This window comes from Shewanella sp. LZH-2 (assembly GCF_016859145.1).
In the GTDB taxonomy this organism is placed as follows: domain Bacteria; phylum Pseudomonadota; class Gammaproteobacteria; order Enterobacterales; family Shewanellaceae; genus Shewanella; species Shewanella xiamenensis.
Genome location: NZ_CP069350.1, coordinates 504,040 through 523,345, shown reverse-complemented (window position 1 = coordinate 523,345; position 19,306 = coordinate 504,040). Strand labels below are relative to the sequence as shown.

Sequence of the window (19,306 nt, the reverse complement as noted above, 5' to 3'; positions counted from 1 at the left end):
CACAACGACAGACATCATTGTATTAATTACTATCAGCTTTCCAAATTGTTAAAGAACAATGCATACCGGCTCGCGGTGCATGTCGCTCTCCCTTCCCTTACAGGAAGTTCAACAAGCCATCTGTGTGAACACTCAACAAACATCGAGTTAGTCGTATAGGTAAGGAGGTGATCCAGCCCCAGGTTCCCCTAGGGCTACCTTGTTACGACTTCACCCCAGTCATGAACCACAAAGTGGTGAGCGCCCCCCCGAAGGTTAAGCTACCCACTTCTTTTGCAGCCCACTCCCATGGTGTGACGGGCGGTGTGTACAAGGCCCGGGAACGTATTCACCGTGGCATTCTGATCCACGATTACTAGCGATTCCGACTTCATGGAGTCGAGTTGCAGACTCCAATCCGGACTACGACGAGCTTTGTGAGATTAGCTCCACCTCGCGGCTTTGCAACCCTCTGTACTCGCCATTGTAGCACGTGTGTAGCCCTACTCGTAAGGGCCATGATGACTTGACGTCGTCCCCACCTTCCTCCGGTTTATCACCGGCAGTCTCCCTAGAGTTCCCACCATTACGTGCTGGCAAATAAGGATAGGGGTTGCGCTCGTTGCGGGACTTAACCCAACATTTCACAACACGAGCTGACGACAGCCATGCAGCACCTGTCTCACGGTTCCCGAAGGCACAAGTCCATCTCTGGTCTCTTCCGTGGATGTCAAGAGTAGGTAAGGTTCTTCGCGTTGCATCGAATTAAACCACATGCTCCACCGCTTGTGCGGGCCCCCGTCAATTCATTTGAGTTTTAACCTTGCGGCCGTACTCCCCAGGCGGTCTACTTAATGCGTTAGCTTGAGAGCCCAGTGTTCAAGACACCAAACTCCGAGTAGACATCGTTTACGGCGTGGACTACCAGGGTATCTAATCCTGTTTGCTCCCCACGCTTTCGTGCATGAGCGTCAGTCTTTGTCCAGGGGGCCGCCTTCGCCACCGGTATTCCTCCAGATCTCTACGCATTTCACCGCTACACCTGGAATTCTACCCCCCTCTACAAGACTCTAGTTCGCCAGTTCGAAATGCTATTCCTAGGTTGAGCCCAGGGCTTTCACATCTCGCTTAACAAACCGCCTGCGCACGCTTTACGCCCAGTAATTCCGATTAACGCTCGGACCCTCCGTATTACCGCGGCTGCTGGCACGGAGTTAGCCGGTCCTTCTTCTGTAGGTAACGTCACAGATGAGCCGTATTAAGACTCACCCTTTCCTCCCTACTGAAAGTGCTTTACAACCCGAAGGCCTTCTTCACACACGCGGCATGGCTGCATCAGGGTTTCCCCCATTGTGCAATATTCCCCACTGCTGCCTCCCGTAGGAGTCTGGGCCGTGTCTCAGTCCCAGTGTGGCTGATCATCCTCTCAGAACAGCTAGGGATCGTCGCCTTGGTGAGCCATTACCTCACCAACTAGCTAATCCCACCTAGGTTCATCCAATCGCGAGAGGCCCGAAGGTCCCCCTCTTTCCCCCGTAGGGCGTATGCGGTATTAGCAGTCGTTTCCAACTGTTATCCCCCTCGACTGGGCAGATCCCTAGGCATTACTCACCCGTCCGCCGCTCGCCACCTCAGGAGTAAACTCCCTTGTGCTGCCGCTCGACTTGCATGTGTTAGGCCTGCCGCCAGCGTTCAATCTGAGCCATGATCAAACTCTTCAATTAAAAGTTTTTTGAATCCGAAGATTCGGCTCAATGAATTCTGAATCGACTTAACTTAATAAGTCGTTGTACATATTGCTATGAACACTCATTCATTGATTTAATTCTTTGATTACTCGCCAAACGGCAGAGTAATTTCGATTAACTCAACACCTGTGAGTGTCCACACAGATTTCTTGTTTAGATTGTTAAAGAGCATTTGACCTCATCGCTTGCGTTACCGCTCACTGGGTCAGGGCTACGTATTCTACGCATTTCCCTTGTCGCGTCAAGGCGTTTTTGCAAACTTCTTGAGGCTTTCGAATCAACTGCACATTTTGCATTCGATTCGCACTGTAACCGCGCTCGCTTTCGCTGTGTGCCGTGTCAGTGGATGCGCATTATAGGCAGCGAAACTTTTTGTGCAAGCGCTTTTTTCAGGTTTTTATGATTAATTTTCAAATAGATTGTTACACCCAAGCTAGGCACAGCCTACACACTTGTTATACCCAGAGTTATCCACACTGAGAAGGTTTAATGACTAGATTAAATAATTAATTACTCAACTTTAAGTTAAAAGAACTCACAGCTGTGCGTATTCAAAGTTAATTGTGAGGCTGATTTTTTTAGTCTCGATTGATATTTGGTTTCAGGACGAAGCCAGATTCGGCCTGCAAAATACAACGACATGCCTTTGGGCCCCTAAAGGCAGTAGACCAAGAGCGCTAAAACAGCAGCAGTTTGAATATGTGCACCTGTTCGGCGCAGTCTGTCCCGCAGCAGGAGAAACTGAAGCCATCATCACGCCATTCGCCAATAAGGACATCATGCACCAGCACCTGGAGCTAATTGCAAAACGCACCAAACCTGGCCGCCATGCAGTCGTGGTAATGGACGGTGCGGGTTGGCATACCAATGACATTGCTGCTGATATCCCTAACCTGTCGATCCTCAAACTGCCGCCATATTCCCCAGAACTAAACCCCATCAAACAGGTATGGAGTTGGCTGCGCTAACATTATCTCGCCAATCGCTGTTTTAAAGGATATGAGGACATAGTGGATGCCTGCAGCCAGGCATGGAACAGCTTTATCAGTTGTACAAAACGCGTGATAAAGATGTACTCTCGGGAATAGGCGAAGATGGCTGAGCTTTAATGCGGAATGGTATAAGGGAGAATGTAAAAGTGAAAAAAGCAGAAACTGAAAACACCAAATGCAAAAAAGCCAGCTTATTCAGCTGGCTTCATTGCTTAATTAGGCGCTTGGCGATGACCTACTCTCACATGGGGAGACCCCACACTACCATCGGCGCGATTGCGTTTCACTTCTGAGTTCGGGATGGGATCAGGTGGGACCACAATGCTATTGTCACCAAGCAAATTTTTCTCTAGGACATGACACTAGACTATAATGGTGCTGATACCCAGAATCGAACTGGGGACCTCATCCTTACCAAGGATGCGCTCTACCGACTGAGCCATATCAGCAATTTTTTATCATCAATAGATGAAATTAGGCGCTTGGCGATGACCTACTCTCACATGGGGAGACCCCACACTACCATCGGCGCGATTGCGTTTCACTTCTGAGTTCGGGATGGGATCAGGTGGGACCACAATGCTATTGTCACCAAGCAAATTTGGTATCTACTCCCCATCTTATGTGGGCAGTAAATGAATTTGGAAAGCTGTTTGAGTTCACAAGTACATGGAGGTACTTGATGTCATAAATGCAGGAGCATTTTATGACCACTTCTTAAGTGTTTGTATTCGTCTAAGTGCTACTTAGCAAAACCCATCTGGGTTGTATGGTTAAGCCTCTCGAGTCATTAGTATCAGTTAGCTCAACGCCTCACAACGCTTACACACCTGACCTATCAACGTCCTAGTCTCGAACGGCTCTTTAGTGGACTTAAAGTCCAAGGGATGACTCATCTTGGGGCTCGCTTCCCGCTTAGATGCTTTCAGCGGTTATCGATTCCGAACATAGCTACCGGGCAATGCCATTGGCATGACAACCCGAACACCAGCGGTTCGTTCACTCCGGTCCTCTCGTACTAGGAGCAACTCCCCTCAATCATCCAACGCCCACGGCAGATAGGGACCGAACTGTCTCACGACGTTCTGAACCCAGCTCGCGTACCACTTTAAATGGCGAACAGCCATACCCTTGGGACCGACTTCAGCCCCAGGATGTGATGAGCCGACATCGAGGTGCCAAACACCGCCGTCGATATGAACTCTTGGGCGGTATCAGCCTGTTATCCCCGGAGTACCTTTTATCCGTTGAGCGATGGCCCTTCCATTCAGAACCACCGGATCACTATGACCTACTTTCGTACCTGCTCGACGTGTCTGTCTCGCAGTTAAGCTGGCTTATGCCATTGCACTAACCGTACGATGTCCGACCGTACTTAGCCAACCTTCGTGCTCCTCCGTTACTCTTTGGGAGGAGACCGCCCCAGTCAAACTACCCACCAGGCACTGTCCTTACCCCAGATAATGGGGCCAAGTTAGAACATCAACACTACAAGGGTGGTATTTCAAGGACGACTCCATCAGAACTAGCGTTCCAACTTCATAGTCTCCCACCTATCCTACACATGTAGGGTCAATGTTCAGTGCCAAGCTATAGTAAAGGTTCACGGGGTCTTTCCGTCTAGCCGCGGGTATACGGCATCTTCACCGCAATTTCAACTTCACTGAGTCTCGGCTGGAGACAGCGTGGCCATCATTACGCCATTCGTGCAGGTCGGAACTTACCCGACAAGGAATTTCGCTACCTTAGGACCGTTATAGTTACGGCCGCCGTTTACCGGGGCTTCGATCATGAGCTTCTCTTGCGATAACCCAATCAATTAACCTTCCGGCACCGGGCAGGCGTCACACCGTATACTTCCTCTTGCGAGTTTGCACAGTGCTGTGTTTTTGATAAACAGTTGCAGCCACCTGGTATCTGCGACTCCCGTCAGCTTAGAGAGCAAGTCTCATCACCAACAAGAGCGTACCTTCTCCCGAAGTTACGGTACCATTTTGCCTAGTTCCTTCAGCCGAGTTCTCTCAAGCGCCTTGGTATTCTCTACCCGACCACCTGTGTCGGTTTGGGGTACGATTCCCGCTAACCTGAAGCTTAGAAGATTTTCCTGGAAGCATGGCATCAACTACTTCATCCCCTTGGGGACTCGTCATCAGCTCTCAGTGTATAGTGACCCGGATTTGCCTAAGTCACCCACCTACCACCTTAAACGCGGACTACCAACGCCGCGCTAGCCTAGCCTTCTCCGTCTCTCCATCGCAGTTAGCGGAAGTACAGAAATATTAATCTGTTTCCCATCGATTACGCCTTTCGGCCTCACCTTAGGGGTCGACTCACCCTGCCCCGATTAACGTTGGACAGGAACCCTTGGTCTTTCGGCGAGGGGGTTTTTCACCCCCTTTATCGTTACTCATGTCAGCATTCGCACTTCTGATACCTCCAGTGTGGGTTACCCCTTCACCTTCAACGGCTTACAGAACGCTCCTCTACCGCGCAACTCTAATGAATTGCACCCGTAGCTTCGGTGGTATGTTTAGCCCCGTTACATCTTCCGCGCAGGCCGACTCGACTAGTGAGCTATTACGCTTTCTTTAAATGATGGCTGCTTCTAAGCCAACATCCTAGCTGTCTAAGCCTTCCCACATCGTTTCCCACTTAACATACACTTTGGGACCTTAGCTGACGGTCTGGGTTGTTTCCCTTTTGACGACGGACGTTAGCACCCGCCGTCTGTCTCCCGAGTAGTACTCATTGGTATTCGGAGTTTGCAAAGGGTTGGTAAGTCGGGATGACCCCCTAGCCTTAACAGTGCTCTACCCCCAATGGTATTCGCTCGAGGCGCTACCTAAATAGCTTTCGAGGAGAACCAGATATCTCCCGGTTTGATTGGCCTTTCACCCCCAGCCACAAGTCATCCGCTAATTTTTCAACATTAGTCGGTTCGGTCCTCCAGTTGATGTTACTCAACCTTCAACCTGCCCATGGCTAGATCACCGGGTTTCGGGTCTACGCCTTGCAACTAAACGCGCAGTTAACACTCGGTTTCCCTACGGCTCCGCTATTCGCTTAACCTCGCTACAAAACGTAAGTCGCTGACCCATTATACAAAAGGTACGCAGTCACGGTCTCAAGTACCGCTCCCACTGCTTGTACGTATACGGTTTCAGGTTCTATTTCACTCCCCTCACAGGGGTTCTTTTCGCCTTTCCCTCACGGTACTGGTTCACTATCGGTCAGTCAGGAGTATTTAGCCTTGGAGGATGGTCCCCCCATATTCAAACAGGATATCACGTGTCCCGCCTTACTCGTTTTCATCAAAGGTTAGTTTTCGTGTACGGGGCTATCACCCTGTGCCGCTGGACTTTCCAGACCATTCCACTAACACCCCTCTGACTTAAGGGCTAATCCCCGTTCGCTCGCCGCTACTAGGGGAATCTCGGTTGATTTCTTTTCCTAAGGGTACTTAGATGTTTCAGTTCCCCTCGTTTGCCTCATGTAGCTATGTATTCACCACATGATGACCGCTTATGCGGCCGGGTTCCCCCATTCGGACATCGTTAGCTCAAATGCTTGTTACTAGCTCGCCAACGCTTTTCGCAAGTTACTACGTCCTTCATCGCCTCTGACTGCCAAGGCATCCACCGTATACGCTTAGTCGCTTAACCATACAACCCAAATAGGTTTCACTTGCGTGAGCCACTTGAATTGTTGCGACCAGCTGGTTTTACTTGTCTCATCTTCGACCAAGAAGATGGACTCGCCTTAGACTTGAATATTCAAGACACTTAACAAGTGTTTTAAGAACTCAATTTTTTTCGTATTAACACAACGACAGACATCATTGTATTAATTACTATCAGCTTTCCAAATTGTTAAAGAGCGGGCTTAAAAAAGCCAAAGATAATGTTTAAGTTTATCTTTGGCATCTCTAACCATAATGCAGTAAATGGTGGAGCTATGCGGGATCGAACCGCAGACCTCCTGCGTGCAAGGCAGGCGCTCTCCCAGCTGAGCTATAGCCCCATTTACATGCAGTGCGAGTAAATAAGATGTTCCAAACCTCTTAAAGGATTGGTTTGCCAAATCACGTTATCCGCGGCAAATTAACGCGACGTTTAGTTCACTAAACGAGTGTTAATTTAACAAAGGAGAACGAAGATTTGGTGGGTCAGAGTGGACTTGAACCACCGACCTCACCCTTATCAGGGGTGCGCTCTAACCAGCTGAGCTACAGACCCATCTTTTACTCTATCTTCTATCAAGCAAATCTGTGTGAACACTCAACAAACATCGAGTTAGTCGTATAGGTAAGGAGGTGATCCAGCCCCAGGTTCCCCTAGGGCTACCTTGTTACGACTTCACCCCAGTCATGAACCACAAAGTGGTGAGCGCCCCCCCGAAGGTTAAGCTACCCACTTCTTTTGCAGCCCACTCCCATGGTGTGACGGGCGGTGTGTACAAGGCCCGGGAACGTATTCACCGTGGCATTCTGATCCACGATTACTAGCGATTCCGACTTCATGGAGTCGAGTTGCAGACTCCAATCCGGACTACGACGAGCTTTGTGAGATTAGCTCCACCTCGCGGCTTTGCAACCCTCTGTACTCGCCATTGTAGCACGTGTGTAGCCCTACTCGTAAGGGCCATGATGACTTGACGTCGTCCCCACCTTCCTCCGGTTTATCACCGGCAGTCTCCCTAGAGTTCCCACCATTACGTGCTGGCAAATAAGGATAGGGGTTGCGCTCGTTGCGGGACTTAACCCAACATTTCACAACACGAGCTGACGACAGCCATGCAGCACCTGTCTCACAGTTCCCGAAGGCACAACCGCATCTCTGCAGTCTTCTGTGGATGTCAAGAGTAGGTAAGGTTCTTCGCGTTGCATCGAATTAAACCACATGCTCCACCGCTTGTGCGGGCCCCCGTCAATTCATTTGAGTTTTAACCTTGCGGCCGTACTCCCCAGGCGGTCTACTTAATGCGTTAGCTTGAGAGCCCAGTGTTCAAGACACCAAACTCCGAGTAGACATCGTTTACGGCGTGGACTACCAGGGTATCTAATCCTGTTTGCTCCCCACGCTTTCGTGCATGAGCGTCAGTCTTTGTCCAGGGGGCCGCCTTCGCCACCGGTATTCCTCCAGATCTCTACGCATTTCACCGCTACACCTGGAATTCTACCCCCCTCTACAAGACTCTAGTTCGCCAGTTCGAAATGCTATTCCTAGGTTGAGCCCAGGGCTTTCACATCTCGCTTAACAAACCGCCTGCGCACGCTTTACGCCCAGTAATTCCGATTAACGCTCGGACCCTCCGTATTACCGCGGCTGCTGGCACGGAGTTAGCCGGTCCTTCTTCTGTAGGTAACGTCACAGATGAGCCGTATTAAGACTCACCCTTTCCTCCCTACTGAAAGTGCTTTACAACCCGAAGGCCTTCTTCACACACGCGGCATGGCTGCATCAGGGTTTCCCCCATTGTGCAATATTCCCCACTGCTGCCTCCCGTAGGAGTCTGGGCCGTGTCTCAGTCCCAGTGTGGCTGATCATCCTCTCAGAACAGCTAGGGATCGTCGCCTTGGTGAGCCATTACCTCACCAACTAGCTAATCCCACCTAGGTTCATCCAATCGCGGAAGGCCCGAAGGTCCCCTCCTTTCCCCCGTAGGGCGTATGCGGTATTAGCAGTCGTTTCCAACTGTTATCCCCCTCGACTGGGCAGATCCCTAGGCATTACTCACCCGTCCGCCGCTCGCCACCTCATAAGTAAACTTACTTGTGCTGCCGCTCGACTTGCATGTGTTAGGCCTGCCGCCAGCGTTCAATCTGAGCCATGATCAAACTCTTCAATTAAAGTTTTTTTGTTTAACTCGCGTTAAACGGCTCAATGAATTCTGAATCGACTTAACTTAATAAGTCGTTGTACATATTGCTATGAACACTCATTCATTGATTTAAATTTTGATTACTCGCCAAACGGCAGAGTAATTTCGATTAACTCAACACCTGTGAGTGTCCACACAGATTTGCTTGATAAATTGTTAAAGAGCGTTGACCATCAGCTTTATCACAAGTGATTTCAGCGGGTCAGGGCTGCGTATTTTACGCATTCCCGTTTTTGCGTCAAGTAGTTTTTTAAACTTTCTTTTCGCTCATCAAGGACTGAATCACTTGATGAACTGGCACTTGCAACTGCTTATCGCTGTCTGCCGTGTCAGTGGATGCGCATTATAGGCAGCGGAACTTTTTGTGCAAGCGCTTTTTTGTATTTTTTCGATCTTTTTTCAATAGTTTCAGTTAGTCACAAAGTACCCACTAGTTACCCCCAACGTTATCCACAAAAGGCAATTTTACTGCTTTATTTGTGAACAAAGCATGACTTGCCATAACTGGAAGGCTGGAGATTCAAATAAGCTTTATATAGATGCAGACAGATTCAATGATTTGTATCTGGCTTTGAGTAGGTATGAAAAAGGCGACTATTACAGTCGCCTTTTAGAATTAGGTGCACGTGTTGAATTAGCTTAGCTTACCGTGACACTGCTTATATTTACGGCCAGAGCCACAAGGACAAGGATCGTTACGGCCAACTTTATCGCCATCGCGGATCATTGGTGTGTGCGCCATCATCTCGTCGCTACCATCATCCCCACCAACTAAGGCTTCGGCTGCTGCGTGCTGATAGTCGCGTTGGATTTTGGCATCTTCTTCACGACGACGAGCTTCCATTTCTTCAACATCAGATTGAGCTTGCACTTGAACTTTAGACAACACGCTAATCACGTCATGTTTCAGCGTATTCAGCAATTGTTGGAACAGTTCGAATGACTCACGCTTATACTCTTGCTTTGGATTCTTCTGCGCGTAACCACGTAAGTGGATGCCTTGGCGTAAATGATCCATTGCGGCTAAATGCTCTTTCCACAAGCCATCGAGGGTTTGTAGCATCACTGCTTTTTCGAATTGGCGCAGTACTGAGGCACCGACCATTTCTTCTTTGGCTTTATAAGCATCTGACCAAGAAGTGATAATACGCTCACGCAGGCTTTCTTCGTGTAAGTCGTCTTCTTTATCGAGCCATTCTTGGATTGGCAGTTTAAGCATAAACTCTTGGCTTAGGCGCTGCTCTAACCCAGGAACATCCCATAACTCTTCTACTGATTGTGGTGGAATGTACTGATCGATTACCGCACCAATTACATCGTCTTGGATGTTTTTAATCGTGTCTTCAATACTTTCCGCATCCATCAACTCATTACGCTGGGCGTAAACCACTTGGCGCTGATCGTTTGCCACGTCATCGAATTCAAGTAATTGCTTACGAATATCGAAGTTACGTGCTTCTACTTTACGTTGAGCATTTTCGATTGCACGAGACACCCATGGATGTTCGATCGCTTCGCCTTCTTCCATGCCCAGCTTCTTCATCATGCCGGAGACGCGATCAGAAGCGAAGATACGCATTAAACTATCTTCCATCGACAGGTAGAAACGTGAAGAGCCAGCATCACCTTGACGGCCCGCACGACCACGTAGCTGGTTGTCGATACGACGTGATTCGTGGCGCTCGGTACCGAGAATGTGTAAACCACCCGCAGCAACGACTTCGTCATGACGCACTTGCCAATCAGCTTTGATCTTGGCTTTTTGCTCTGGGGTAGGATTTTCCAGCGCCTCGATTTCCATATTCCAGTTGCCACCAAGCACGATGTCGGTACCACGACCCGCCATGTTAGTGGCAATGGTTACGGCGCCAGTACGGCCAGCTTGGGCAACAATCTCGGCTTCTTTTTCATGGAACTTGGCGTTAAGCACTTGGTGCGGGATCTTTTCCTTCACCATTAAGCGCGCTAACAGTTCTGACTGTTCGATAGAAACGGTACCGACCAATACAGGTTGGCCACGCTCGCGGCAGTCTTTGATGTCTTTAATAATCGCTTGATACTTTTCATTAGCGGTTAAGTAAACTAAATCCGCCATATCCTTACGGACCATTGGACGGTTGGTTGGCACCACAACGGTATCTAAACCATAGATGTGTTGAAACTCAAACGCCTCGGTATCAGCAGTACCTGTCATACCCGCTAACTTCTCATATAAACGGAAGTAGTTTTGGAAGGTAATCGATGCAAGAGTTTGGTTTTCGTTTTGAATACGAACACCTTCTTTGGCTTCAACAGCTTGATGTAAACCTTCTGACCAACGACGACCTGGCATAGTACGACCAGTGTGTTCATCAACGATGATCACTTCGCCATCTTGAACTATATAGTCCACATCACGCTCAAATAAGGTATGAGCACGTAGTGCAGCGTTCACATGGTGCAGTAGCGAAATATTGGCTGCTGAGTAAAGTGAGTCGCCTTCGGCTAACATGCCACGTTCAATCAGCAGGTTTTCAACCTTCTCTTGACCGCGTTCAGTAAAGTGCACTTGTTTGGCTTTTTCATCAATGGTGTAGTCGCCTTCGCCCACATACTCTTCAGAGTCTTCTTTATCTTGACGGATAAGATTGGGGATAAGCGTGTTGATCTTGATGTAAAGCTCAGAGCTGTCCTCCGCTGCACCCGAGATAATCAATGGCGTGCGGGCTTCGTCGATAAGGATTGAGTCGACTTCGTCGATAAGTGCATAGTGTAATGGACGTTGAACACGCTCTTGTGGTGAAAACGCCATGTTGTCGCGCAGATAATCGAAACCAAATTCATTGTTGGTACCGTAGGTAATATCGGCGTTATAGGCATCTTTCTTCGCCTGTTGGCTAAGGCCAGCAACGTTAATCCCAACAGTTAAACCTAAGAATTCGAACAGTGGACGGTTATTCTCAGCATCACGGCGTGCTAAGTAATCGTTGACGGTAATAACGTGAACGCCTTTGCCCGTTAAGGCATTTAAGTAAGCAGGCAGTGTTGCGGTTAAAGTTTTACCTTCACCCGTACGCATTTCAGCGATACGGTTACTATCAAGTACCATACCACCGAGTAACTGCACGTCGAAGTGACGCATTTCGAACACACGCTTAGATGCTTCACGCACGGTGGCAAACGCTTCCGCCATAATGCTATCTAATGAAGCGCCCGCAGCTAAACGCTCACGAAACTCTGCGGTTTTCGCTTTAAGCTGCTCATCGGTTAATTTTTCATAATCGGCTTCAAGCGCATTAATCTTATTAACTACTTTTTGTAACCCTTTAAGGGTACGGTCGTTGCGACTACCAAATACTTTTGTCAGTAATTTACCAAACATCTGAATCACTTATTTTCTGTAGGCCAAGTCCATGATGGAAACTAGAAGCCAATGTTTCAATTAACTTGCTTTGCGGTAGACAAACTTTTGTGGATCTATCTGCTGTCCGCCACGCAACACTTCATAATGCACATGAGCCCCTGTTGAGCGCCCAGTGCTTCCCATACTGGCGATGGTTTCGCCTTTAGCGACCACATCACCTACAGCTACTGACAAAGCTTTATTATGGCCATAGCGTGTACGTAAACCGTTACCATGGTCGATTTCGACCAATTCGCCATAACCAAACATATTCCCAGCCCAAGTCACCACGCCTGCTGCAGTCGCGACAACTTTAGCCCCTTCCCGACCGGTAAAATCGATCCCTTTGTGCATGGTTCGACGACCGTTAAAAGGGTCATTACGTAATCCGTAGGGCGACGATAACCAACCTTTATCGAGTGGGAGCCCTGATACATAACGTTCAGCATCTATATGGTGGTTAGATGACACTGTTTCAAGTAGTGATAGTTGAACATTATTGTTGTCAATTCGTGACGCCAGTTTATCCATATCTTCGATAAGCTGACTAATTTCGATATTTGAGCCTAATTCGCTTAAACCACCAACCCCAACTTCAGATGAGAAATCAAAGTCTTCATCCAATTTGTTTTGTTTTGCGACTTGTTGACCTAAGGCCTCGAGACGGGTGATTTTAGCTTGCATGCGCGCGACATGGGTCGCCAGCATGGCTAGCTGTGACTCTGTGGCACTTTTAAGCTCTAAGACTTGCTTCTTTTGTTGTTCGCGTTGGATTCGATCGTTATCAACACTGGCTTGCTGATTTTCAAACTTAGCAGAGTTGTGTTGATAAATACCGGCACCAGTAGCTAACAATAGCATGGGAAGGATCAACCAGCGTTTACTGGGTTGCCAGCGCGTAACGCCATTCCGACCTTGAATAAATACTGTTACACTCATAGCCTAATTCAGCCATCTTATTATCATATGAAAAAGCCCCCTCAGGATCTCAGCCAATTACTACACCAATCAGGCACATTACCCGACATAGCTGAGAAAGCGGAACTACTTTTATATCTGGATCAGCACGTGAAGCAGATTGTTGCAGGTCCTGTTGCGGAGCAGCTGAAAGTCGCTAATTTCCGCCAGGGTGTTCTTGTGGTTGAAACCACTTCGGCAGCATGGGCCGCACGAATTAATTTCCAAAAGCCGAAACTACTCGCGCAGCTTCAAGCAGAAACGCTCCCAATCCTTACCGCAATTGAAGTTAAAGTCAACCCGAGATTAGCATTGTATGACGCAAAGCCGAAACAAGCGCATAAGGCATTGAGTCCAGCCGCTGCAGAACATATTGCCGCACTTGCAGAAAATGTGAGCGGGACACTAGGCGAAAAACTAAAACGGCTGGCCACATTGGCCAGCCGTAATAAGTAAACATCAGACGCAATTAAGCGAAGACCGCGCCACCAGGTACAGCAAAGCTAACGGGGACATCGGCTTCTTTCTCAAAGCTCACTAACTCCCACGCATCTTGCTGCGCCAATAAGGCACGTACTAACTGGTTATTCAGAGCATGACCCGTTTTATAGGCAGTAAACTCACCAAGAATGGCGTGTCCTGCCACATAGAGATCACCAAACGCATCTAAAATTTTGTGCTTAACGAACTCATCCTCATAACGCAGGCCGTCGGGGTTGAGGACGCGATATTCATCAAGTACAACTGCGTTTTCCATGCTGCCACCTAATGCTAGGTTATTCGCACGCAGATACTCAATATCACGCATAAAACCAAAAGTACGAGCGCGGCTAATGTCTTTAACAAAAGCTGAAGTAGAGAAGTCCATCACCACATGCTGTTGGCTGCGAGCAATTTCGGGGTGAGCAAAGTCAATTTTAAAGTTGACTCTAAAACCTTTGAAAGGCTTGAGCTCGGCCCACTTATCACCGTCTTCAACACGCACAGGGCGTTTAATCTTTAAGTACTTCTTAGGTGCAGACTGCTCTTTAATACCCGCAGACTGAAGTAAGAAGACAAATGGGCTCGCACTGCCATCCATAATTGGGATTTCAGGGGCGTCCACTTCGATTACGGCGTTATCAATGCCTAAACCCGCTAAGGCTGCAAATAAATGCTCAATAGTCGAAATACGAATACCTTCGTCATTGACAAGTGCCGTGCACATCGTGGTTTCGCGAACTTGTTCCGCCTTTGCAGGAATAGCAACGGCAGGACTAATATCGGTACGCACAAGTACGATCCCTGTATTGACTGGTGCGGGCATAATGCTCAAGGTGACTTTATTCCCAGAGTGCAAACCGACTCCGGTAGCTTTCACCATTTTTTGAACAGTTCTTTGAAATATCATTCAGTTACCCGTTTAGATTTCAATAATTAAGCCTAATATTTGCGCACACAGCGGCAGCAAAACGACCACATAGGTTCGACATAGTAACATAAGTTAGCTATGTCATACAAATGTCGTCATTGGGTGGTATTGCCGATAGAGCAATACATCACCCGATACGCTGGACTCAAATACCTGTTTTAATCAGCTTGCTTACGCAAAAACGCTGGGATATCTAAGTAATCCAATTCATGCTTTGTTGAAGGCGCTGGCGCAGGAGCAGGTGCTGGCGATGCAGGTAATACGTTACCCTTTGGCGCCGCATAGCTCACATGAGTTGCTTCTTCGACATAAGCTTCAACTTTTGGTTCCACAACCACTGGTTCTGGACGTGGTGCTGGCTTAGAAACTAATTGGATATCAGGACGCTTTTCAGCACCAATACCCGTTGCAACTACGGTTACGCGCAGTTCGTCGCTCATTTCTGGGTCGATAACCGCACCCACAACCACGGTAGCATTGTCAGAAGCATAAGCTTTAACATGGTTACCAACAGTTTCAAATTCTTCGATGCTCATGTCCATACCTGCGGTAATGTTAACTAACACACCACGGGCACCGGCTAAGTCGATGTCTTCTAATAATGGGCTGGCTACAGCAGCTTCAGCCGCTTCTTCTGCACGGTCTTCACCACGTGCAACACCAGTGCCCATCATGGCATTACCCATTTCAGACATAACGGTTTTCACGTCCGCAAAGTCGACGTTAATCAGACCTGGGCGAGTAATCAGCTCAGCAATACCTTGTACTGCGCCGAGTAACACGTTATTCGCTGCGGCAAACGCATCGAGTAATGACGTACCACGACCCAATACTTTTAATAATTTTTCGTTAGGGATAGTGATTAGCGAATCCACGTGCTTAGCAAGCTCAGCGATACCTTGCTCGGCATAAGCCATGCGCTTTTTGCCTTCGAAAGGGAAAGGCTTAGTCACGACCGCAACCGTTAAGATGCCTTCTTCACGAGCGATTTGAGCAACAACTGGCGCAGCACCTGTACCAGTACCACCGCCCATACCGGCGGCGATAAAGATCATGTCTGAGCCTTTGATCGCTGCACGAATGTTTTCGCGGTCTTCTTCCGCTGCGGCACGACCCACTTCGGGGTTGGCGCCAGCGCCAAGACCTTTAGTGACATCGCGACCTAATTGAATCGTTGAGCCAGCGCCAGATTTACGTAGCGCCTGTGCGTCTGTATTGGTAACGACAAACTCAACACCTTCAATGTTGTGTTTGACCATATGTTCGACAGCGTTACCGCCGCCGCCGCCAACGCCGATGACTTTAATCACCGCGTCGTCTGAGTGAGTGTCCATGATCTCAAACATTGTCTGATCTCCGTGTTGCCTGCGTTATTAAAATTCACCCTTAAACCAGCTTTGGACCCGATTCCAAGCACTGGTAACCCCTTGACGCTCAGGACGCTCGAATTGACGCTCAAGCACCCGTCTTGCACCGTAGTGAAGCAATCCAACCCCAGTGGAGTAAATAGACTGATCCACGTATTCGTATAACCCTTTAACTGGCAATGGTGAGGCGACGCGAACAGGCATACCAAAGGTTGCCTCCGCAATGTCCACCACGCCTTGAATCGACGCCGTACCACCTGTTAGCACGATACCTGCGGCGATTTGGTCTTCTAAACCACTGTCTTTCAGCTCCTTGAGCACTAACTCAAATAGCTCTTGATATCTCGGCTCAACCACTTCGGCCAAAGTATGGCGCGACATGCTACGCGATGGGCGACCACCCACCGAAGGCACTTCGATACTGTCTTCGCGGCTCACCATGGAGCTGCGTGCACAGGCGAACTGCACTTTAATTTGTTCGGCATGTGACGACGGCGTGCGGAAAATCTTCGCGATATCGTTGGTCACTTGGTTACCCGCAACGGGCACAACCGCGCAATGACGTAGCGCACCATTGGTATACACAGCGATGTCCGTCGTGCCACCCCCGATATCGACGATACACACACCTAAGTCTTTTTCATCGAAGGTTAATACCGCATCCGCCGACGCAATGCCGGAGAACACTAAGTCATCGACCTTCAAACCACAACGCTCAACACTCTTAGTGATGTTCTTCGCCATATCATTGGCGCAGGTCACTATGTGTACCTTGGCTTCCATCCGCATGCCTGACATGCCGATAGGGCTGCGAATGCCGTCTTGTACGTCAATCGCGTATTCCTGCGGTAACACATGTAGAATACGACGTTCTGTCGGGATCTTCACCGAGCGCGCGGTGTGAATCACGTTGTCGACGTCTTCCTGTGTCACTTCTTCATCGTTAATCGACACCATGCCATTTTCGTTTTGGCAGGCGATATGTTTACCGGAAATGCTCAGGTAAACCGATGATACTTGGCAGTCTGCCATTAATTCCGCTTGATCGAGCGCGCGTTGCACACTGCGCACGATGGAGTCTAAATCGTTAACGCCACCTTTATCCATGCCCCTTGAAGGGTGGTTACCAAGGCCGACTATGCTGATTTCGCCATCGGGCAGAACTTCGCCTATGATCACTGCGACTTTAGAGGTTCCTATGTCCAATCCGACGATCAGATTTCTATCTTGGTTTTTGGTCATTAATTATCGGCTCTCTTGTTTGTGCATCGCCCCAGCCTACGGCCAACCCTGTGTCGTAGCGCAAATCCACTCTGGCAATCGGTTTATCTTGTTTCGCCAATAATGGGTAAACAGTGATAAACCTTTGTATCCTTGCCATTTTATCTTCTCGACCTAGGTCTAAAACAATACCGTTACCTAGTGTCGCGTGCCACGCATGACGTGGTGTTAAACTCAAATTGGCTAAGGTAAAGCCATTAATCTTCAGTAGCGAGTTAACCTGCGCGTAGGCGGTTAACACTTCGGTCCCCATATCATCTGGCCCAGATAAATAAGGCAGATGCTCTAACTCAGGGTGCGATGGCGCTTCAAACACTTCACCATGCACATTGAGCCAAGCGGTACCATTCCAATGGGCGACCGGTTGTTGCTCCTGTAAATACACCCTGAGTTTCGCAGGCCATTCACGTCTCACTGACGCACGATACACCCAAGGTAAAGCTTCTAATGCCTGTTGCACTAAGGTGATGTCAGCACTAAAAAAACTCCGCTGCATTAAATCCTGTAGTGCAATTTGTATATCCCTATCTGTGGTGTAAGTCCGCTCACCTTTAATGGCGACCGCTTCAATGGGCAAAGTGCTGGCATCATTTAAAAACTTATGTAGCAGGTAGCCGCCAAAAACAAAACTACCAATGACTAACCATAAAAAACCAATCCCACTCCACAAGTACCAATTAACCCGTGACATCCTCGCCCGCCAGTGTCGCCTCTTATCACTCCAAGACACGTTTGTTTCCACCCTTCAACGACACTACTAAAAACCACAGAAAACCGGCCATTATATAGCGCTAAAACCTCGGATCAACATTTCCTTTAAATCCAAGTTGTCACGCAATTCATCAAGGTTTTACCTCGGTTGTCACAGCCGTGCTAAAGCCTAATTCAGTGGCGGCTAACTGACGCGACAAGGCACCTATATTACCTGCACCTTGGGTCAACAATAAATCCCCTTCCTGCAACACATCGGGTAGCACTTCGGCTAACTGATCTGGGCTAGCAATAAAGATGGGGTCTAACTGCCCACGCAAACGAATCGAACGGCATAGAGCCCGACCGTCGGCACCGGGGATCGGTGCTTCACCGGCACTATACACATCGAGCAATAGCAAGCAATCTACCTGAGATAACACTTCAATAAAGTCTTCGTACAGATCGCGAGTACGAGTGTATCTGTGTGGCTGATAAGCCATCACTAAACGTTTGTCAGGCCAGCCTGCACGCGCCGCTTTAATGGTCGCCGCCACTTCGCTGGGGTGGTGACCATAATCATCCACTAACATCACTTCGCCCTTTGGCGTCGCGAACTTGCCTAAGTGTTGGAAACGACGACCAATACCCTGGAATTCAGCCAAGGCTTGAATGATGGCGCTATCATCAATTTCATCTTCTGTCGCCACGGCAATCGCTGCCAGTGCATTTAATACATTGTGCTGACCCGGCAGATTAAGCAGCAGATCTAAATCTTCTTTGCCTTTACGTCTGACGGTAAAGCGACATTGGTGACCCTGCTGATGGAAATTCAGCGCCTGCACGTCGGCATCATCACTGAAGCCATAGGTGATCATATGACGACCTATACGCGGCATAATCTCACGTACGACTGGATCATCGATACAAACGACAGCCACGCCATAGAAAGGCAGGTTATGTAAAAAATCCACGAAGGTCGATTTGAGCTTTTCAAAATCACCACCGTAGGTATCCATATGATCGGCTTCGATATTCGTCACTACGCTGACCATAGGTTGCAGATGCAGGAAGCTCGCATCACTTTCGTCTGCTTCGGCGATCAGGTAACGGCTAGTACCTAAGCGGGCATTGGTGCCAGCGCTGTTAAGTAAACCACCGATAACAAAAGTTGGATCGCGCCCCGCTTGACCATACAAACTGGCAATCAAACTGGTGGTCGTGGTTTTACCGTGAGTTCCCGCAATCGCTACACCATGGCGATAACGCATCAACTCAGCCAACATCTCAGCGCGGCGCACGATAGGAATACGCAATTCCTTCGCCGCAATAATCTCTGGATTCTCAGGATTAATCGCGGTCGAGACCACCACCACATCGGCTTGCTGCACGTTATCGGCACCATGGCCGATATGGATTTTCGCGCCCAGCAGGCAGAGTCTGTCAGTCACGGCGTTTTGTGCGATATCAGAACCACTAACGACATAACCTTCGTTTACTAATACTTCAGCGATCCCGCCCATGCCCGCGCCGCCAATGCCGACGAAATGAATACGCTTAATCCGGCGCATTTCTGGGATCATACTTCTTAGCTGTAAGTATCTTTCTGTCTTAGTCAT

8 protein-coding genes, 3 tRNA genes, 5 rRNA genes and 1 pseudogene are annotated in these 19,306 nt (G+C 48.7%); 2 read left to right on the top strand and 15 right to left on the bottom strand.

Annotated elements, in window-relative coordinates:
* Positions 1 to 160: 160 nt before the first annotated feature.
* Positions 161 to 1,703, bottom strand: a 16S ribosomal RNA gene (locus JM642_RS02435).
* Positions 1,704 to 2,314: 611 nt separating this feature from the next.
* Here JM642_RS02435 and JM642_RS02430 point away from each other — a divergent pair.
* A pseudogene (locus JM642_RS02430) lies at positions 2,315 to 2,815 on the top strand (IS630 family transposase); the annotation flags it as partial.
* Between the two features lie 126 nt (positions 2,816 to 2,941).
* Here JM642_RS02430 and rrf (JM642_RS02425) read toward each other — a convergent pair.
* From rrf (JM642_RS02425) to JM642_RS02385, 9 genes are all read right to left on the bottom strand, one after another.
* Positions 2,942 to 3,057, bottom strand: a 5S ribosomal RNA gene (gene rrf / locus JM642_RS02425).
* Positions 3,058 to 3,092: 35 nt separating this feature from the next.
* A tRNA-Thr gene (locus JM642_RS02420) sits at positions 3,093 to 3,168 on the bottom strand.
* A 31-nt stretch (positions 3,169 to 3,199) separates the two neighbouring features.
* Positions 3,200 to 3,315, bottom strand: a 5S ribosomal RNA gene (gene rrf, locus JM642_RS02415).
* Between the two features lie 173 nt (positions 3,316 to 3,488).
* Positions 3,489 to 6,381 (bottom strand): 23S ribosomal RNA (locus JM642_RS02410).
* A 282-nt stretch (positions 6,382 to 6,663) separates the two neighbouring features.
* Positions 6,664 to 6,739: transfer RNA gene (locus JM642_RS02405), tRNA-Ala, on the bottom strand.
* Between the two features lie 138 nt (positions 6,740 to 6,877).
* A tRNA-Ile gene (locus JM642_RS02400) sits at positions 6,878 to 6,954 on the bottom strand.
* 70 nt (positions 6,955 to 7,024) lie between these two features.
* A 16S ribosomal RNA gene (locus JM642_RS02395) occupies positions 7,025 to 8,567 on the bottom strand.
* Together the 16S, 23S and 5S rRNA genes with 3 tRNA genes alongside form the textbook arrangement of a ribosomal RNA operon.
* 666 nt (positions 8,568 to 9,233) lie before the next feature.
* Positions 9,234 to 11,960 (bottom strand): preprotein translocase subunit SecA, encoded by a 2,727-nt coding sequence (gene secA / locus JM642_RS02390; RefSeq protein ID WP_203432613.1) that lies wholly within the window; start codon positions 11,958 to 11,960, stop codon positions 9,234 to 9,236.
* Between the two features lie 60 nt (positions 11,961 to 12,020).
* Positions 12,021 to 12,920: a M23 family metallopeptidase gene (locus tag JM642_RS02385; protein WP_037428847.1), complete on the bottom strand. Its 900-nt coding sequence runs from the start codon at positions 12,918 to 12,920 to the stop codon at positions 12,021 to 12,023.
* 27 nt (positions 12,921 to 12,947) lie between these two features.
* Between JM642_RS02385 and JM642_RS02380 the strand changes: the two genes are divergently transcribed.
* A complete protein-coding gene (locus JM642_RS02380) occupies positions 12,948 to 13,394 on the top strand; it encodes a DciA family protein (RefSeq protein WP_037422811.1) in 447 nt (148 codons plus the stop codon).
* A gap of 13 nt (positions 13,395 to 13,407) precedes the next feature.
* Here JM642_RS02380 and lpxC read toward each other — a convergent pair whose 3' ends face one another.
* The 5 genes from lpxC to murC form a co-directional block, all read right to left on the bottom strand.
* Positions 13,408 to 14,328, bottom strand: coding sequence for a UDP-3-O-acyl-N-acetylglucosamine deacetylase (gene lpxC, locus JM642_RS02375; RefSeq protein WP_203432612.1), 921 nt, complete (start codon positions 14,326 to 14,328; stop codon positions 13,408 to 13,410).
* Between the two features lie 179 nt (positions 14,329 to 14,507).
* Positions 14,508 to 15,695 carry a cell division protein FtsZ gene (gene ftsZ, locus JM642_RS02370; protein ID WP_011624294.1) on the bottom strand — a complete coding sequence of 396 codons (1,188 nt, stop codon included), beginning with the start codon at positions 15,693 to 15,695 and terminating at the stop codon, positions 14,508 to 14,510.
* A 27-nt stretch (positions 15,696 to 15,722) separates the two neighbouring features.
* The gene (gene ftsA / locus JM642_RS02365; RefSeq protein ID WP_011073897.1) at positions 15,723 to 16,958 is read right to left on the bottom strand and encodes a cell division protein FtsA; all 1,236 of its coding nucleotides are present in this window, start codon (positions 16,956 to 16,958) and stop codon (positions 15,723 to 15,725) included.
* Positions 16,939 to 17,688, bottom strand: a complete 750-nt coding sequence (locus JM642_RS02360; RefSeq protein WP_037428855.1) for a cell division protein FtsQ/DivIB — start codon at positions 17,686 to 17,688, stop codon at positions 16,939 to 16,941. The genes ftsA and JM642_RS02360 overlap by 20 nt, the downstream gene beginning before the upstream one ends.
* Positions 17,689 to 17,839: 151 nt before the next feature.
* On the bottom strand, positions 17,840 to 19,306 hold the full coding sequence (gene murC, locus JM642_RS02355) for a UDP-N-acetylmuramate--L-alanine ligase (protein WP_037422821.1): 1,467 nt from the start codon (positions 19,304 to 19,306) through the stop codon (positions 17,840 to 17,842).

Coding starts and splice junctions, on each gene's coding strand:
- JM642_RS02360 (WP_037428855.1), bottom strand. CDS start 17,688: ATGTCACGGGTTAATTGGTACTTGTGGAGTGGGATTGGTTTTTTATGG.
- JM642_RS02385 (WP_037428847.1), bottom strand. CDS start 12,920: ATGAGTGTAACAGTATTTATTCAAGGTCGGAATGGCGTTACGCGCTGG.
- secA (WP_203432613.1), bottom strand. CDS start 11,960: ATGTTTGGTAAATTACTGACAAAAGTATTTGGTAGTCGCAACGACCGT.
- JM642_RS02380 (WP_037422811.1), top strand. CDS start 12,948: ATGAAAAAGCCCCCTCAGGATCTCAGCCAATTACTACACCAATCAGGC.
- ftsZ (WP_011624294.1), bottom strand. CDS start 15,695: ATGTTTGAGATCATGGACACTCACTCAGACGACGCGGTGATTAAAGTC.
- murC (WP_037422821.1), bottom strand. CDS start 19,306: ATGACTAAGACAGAAAGATACTTACAGCTAAGAAGTATGATCCCAGAA.
- lpxC (WP_203432612.1), bottom strand. CDS start 14,328: ATGATATTTCAAAGAACTGTTCAAAAAATGGTGAAAGCTACCGGAGTC.
- ftsA (WP_011073897.1), bottom strand. CDS start 16,958: ATGACCAAAAACCAAGATAGAAATCTGATCGTCGGATTGGACATAGGA.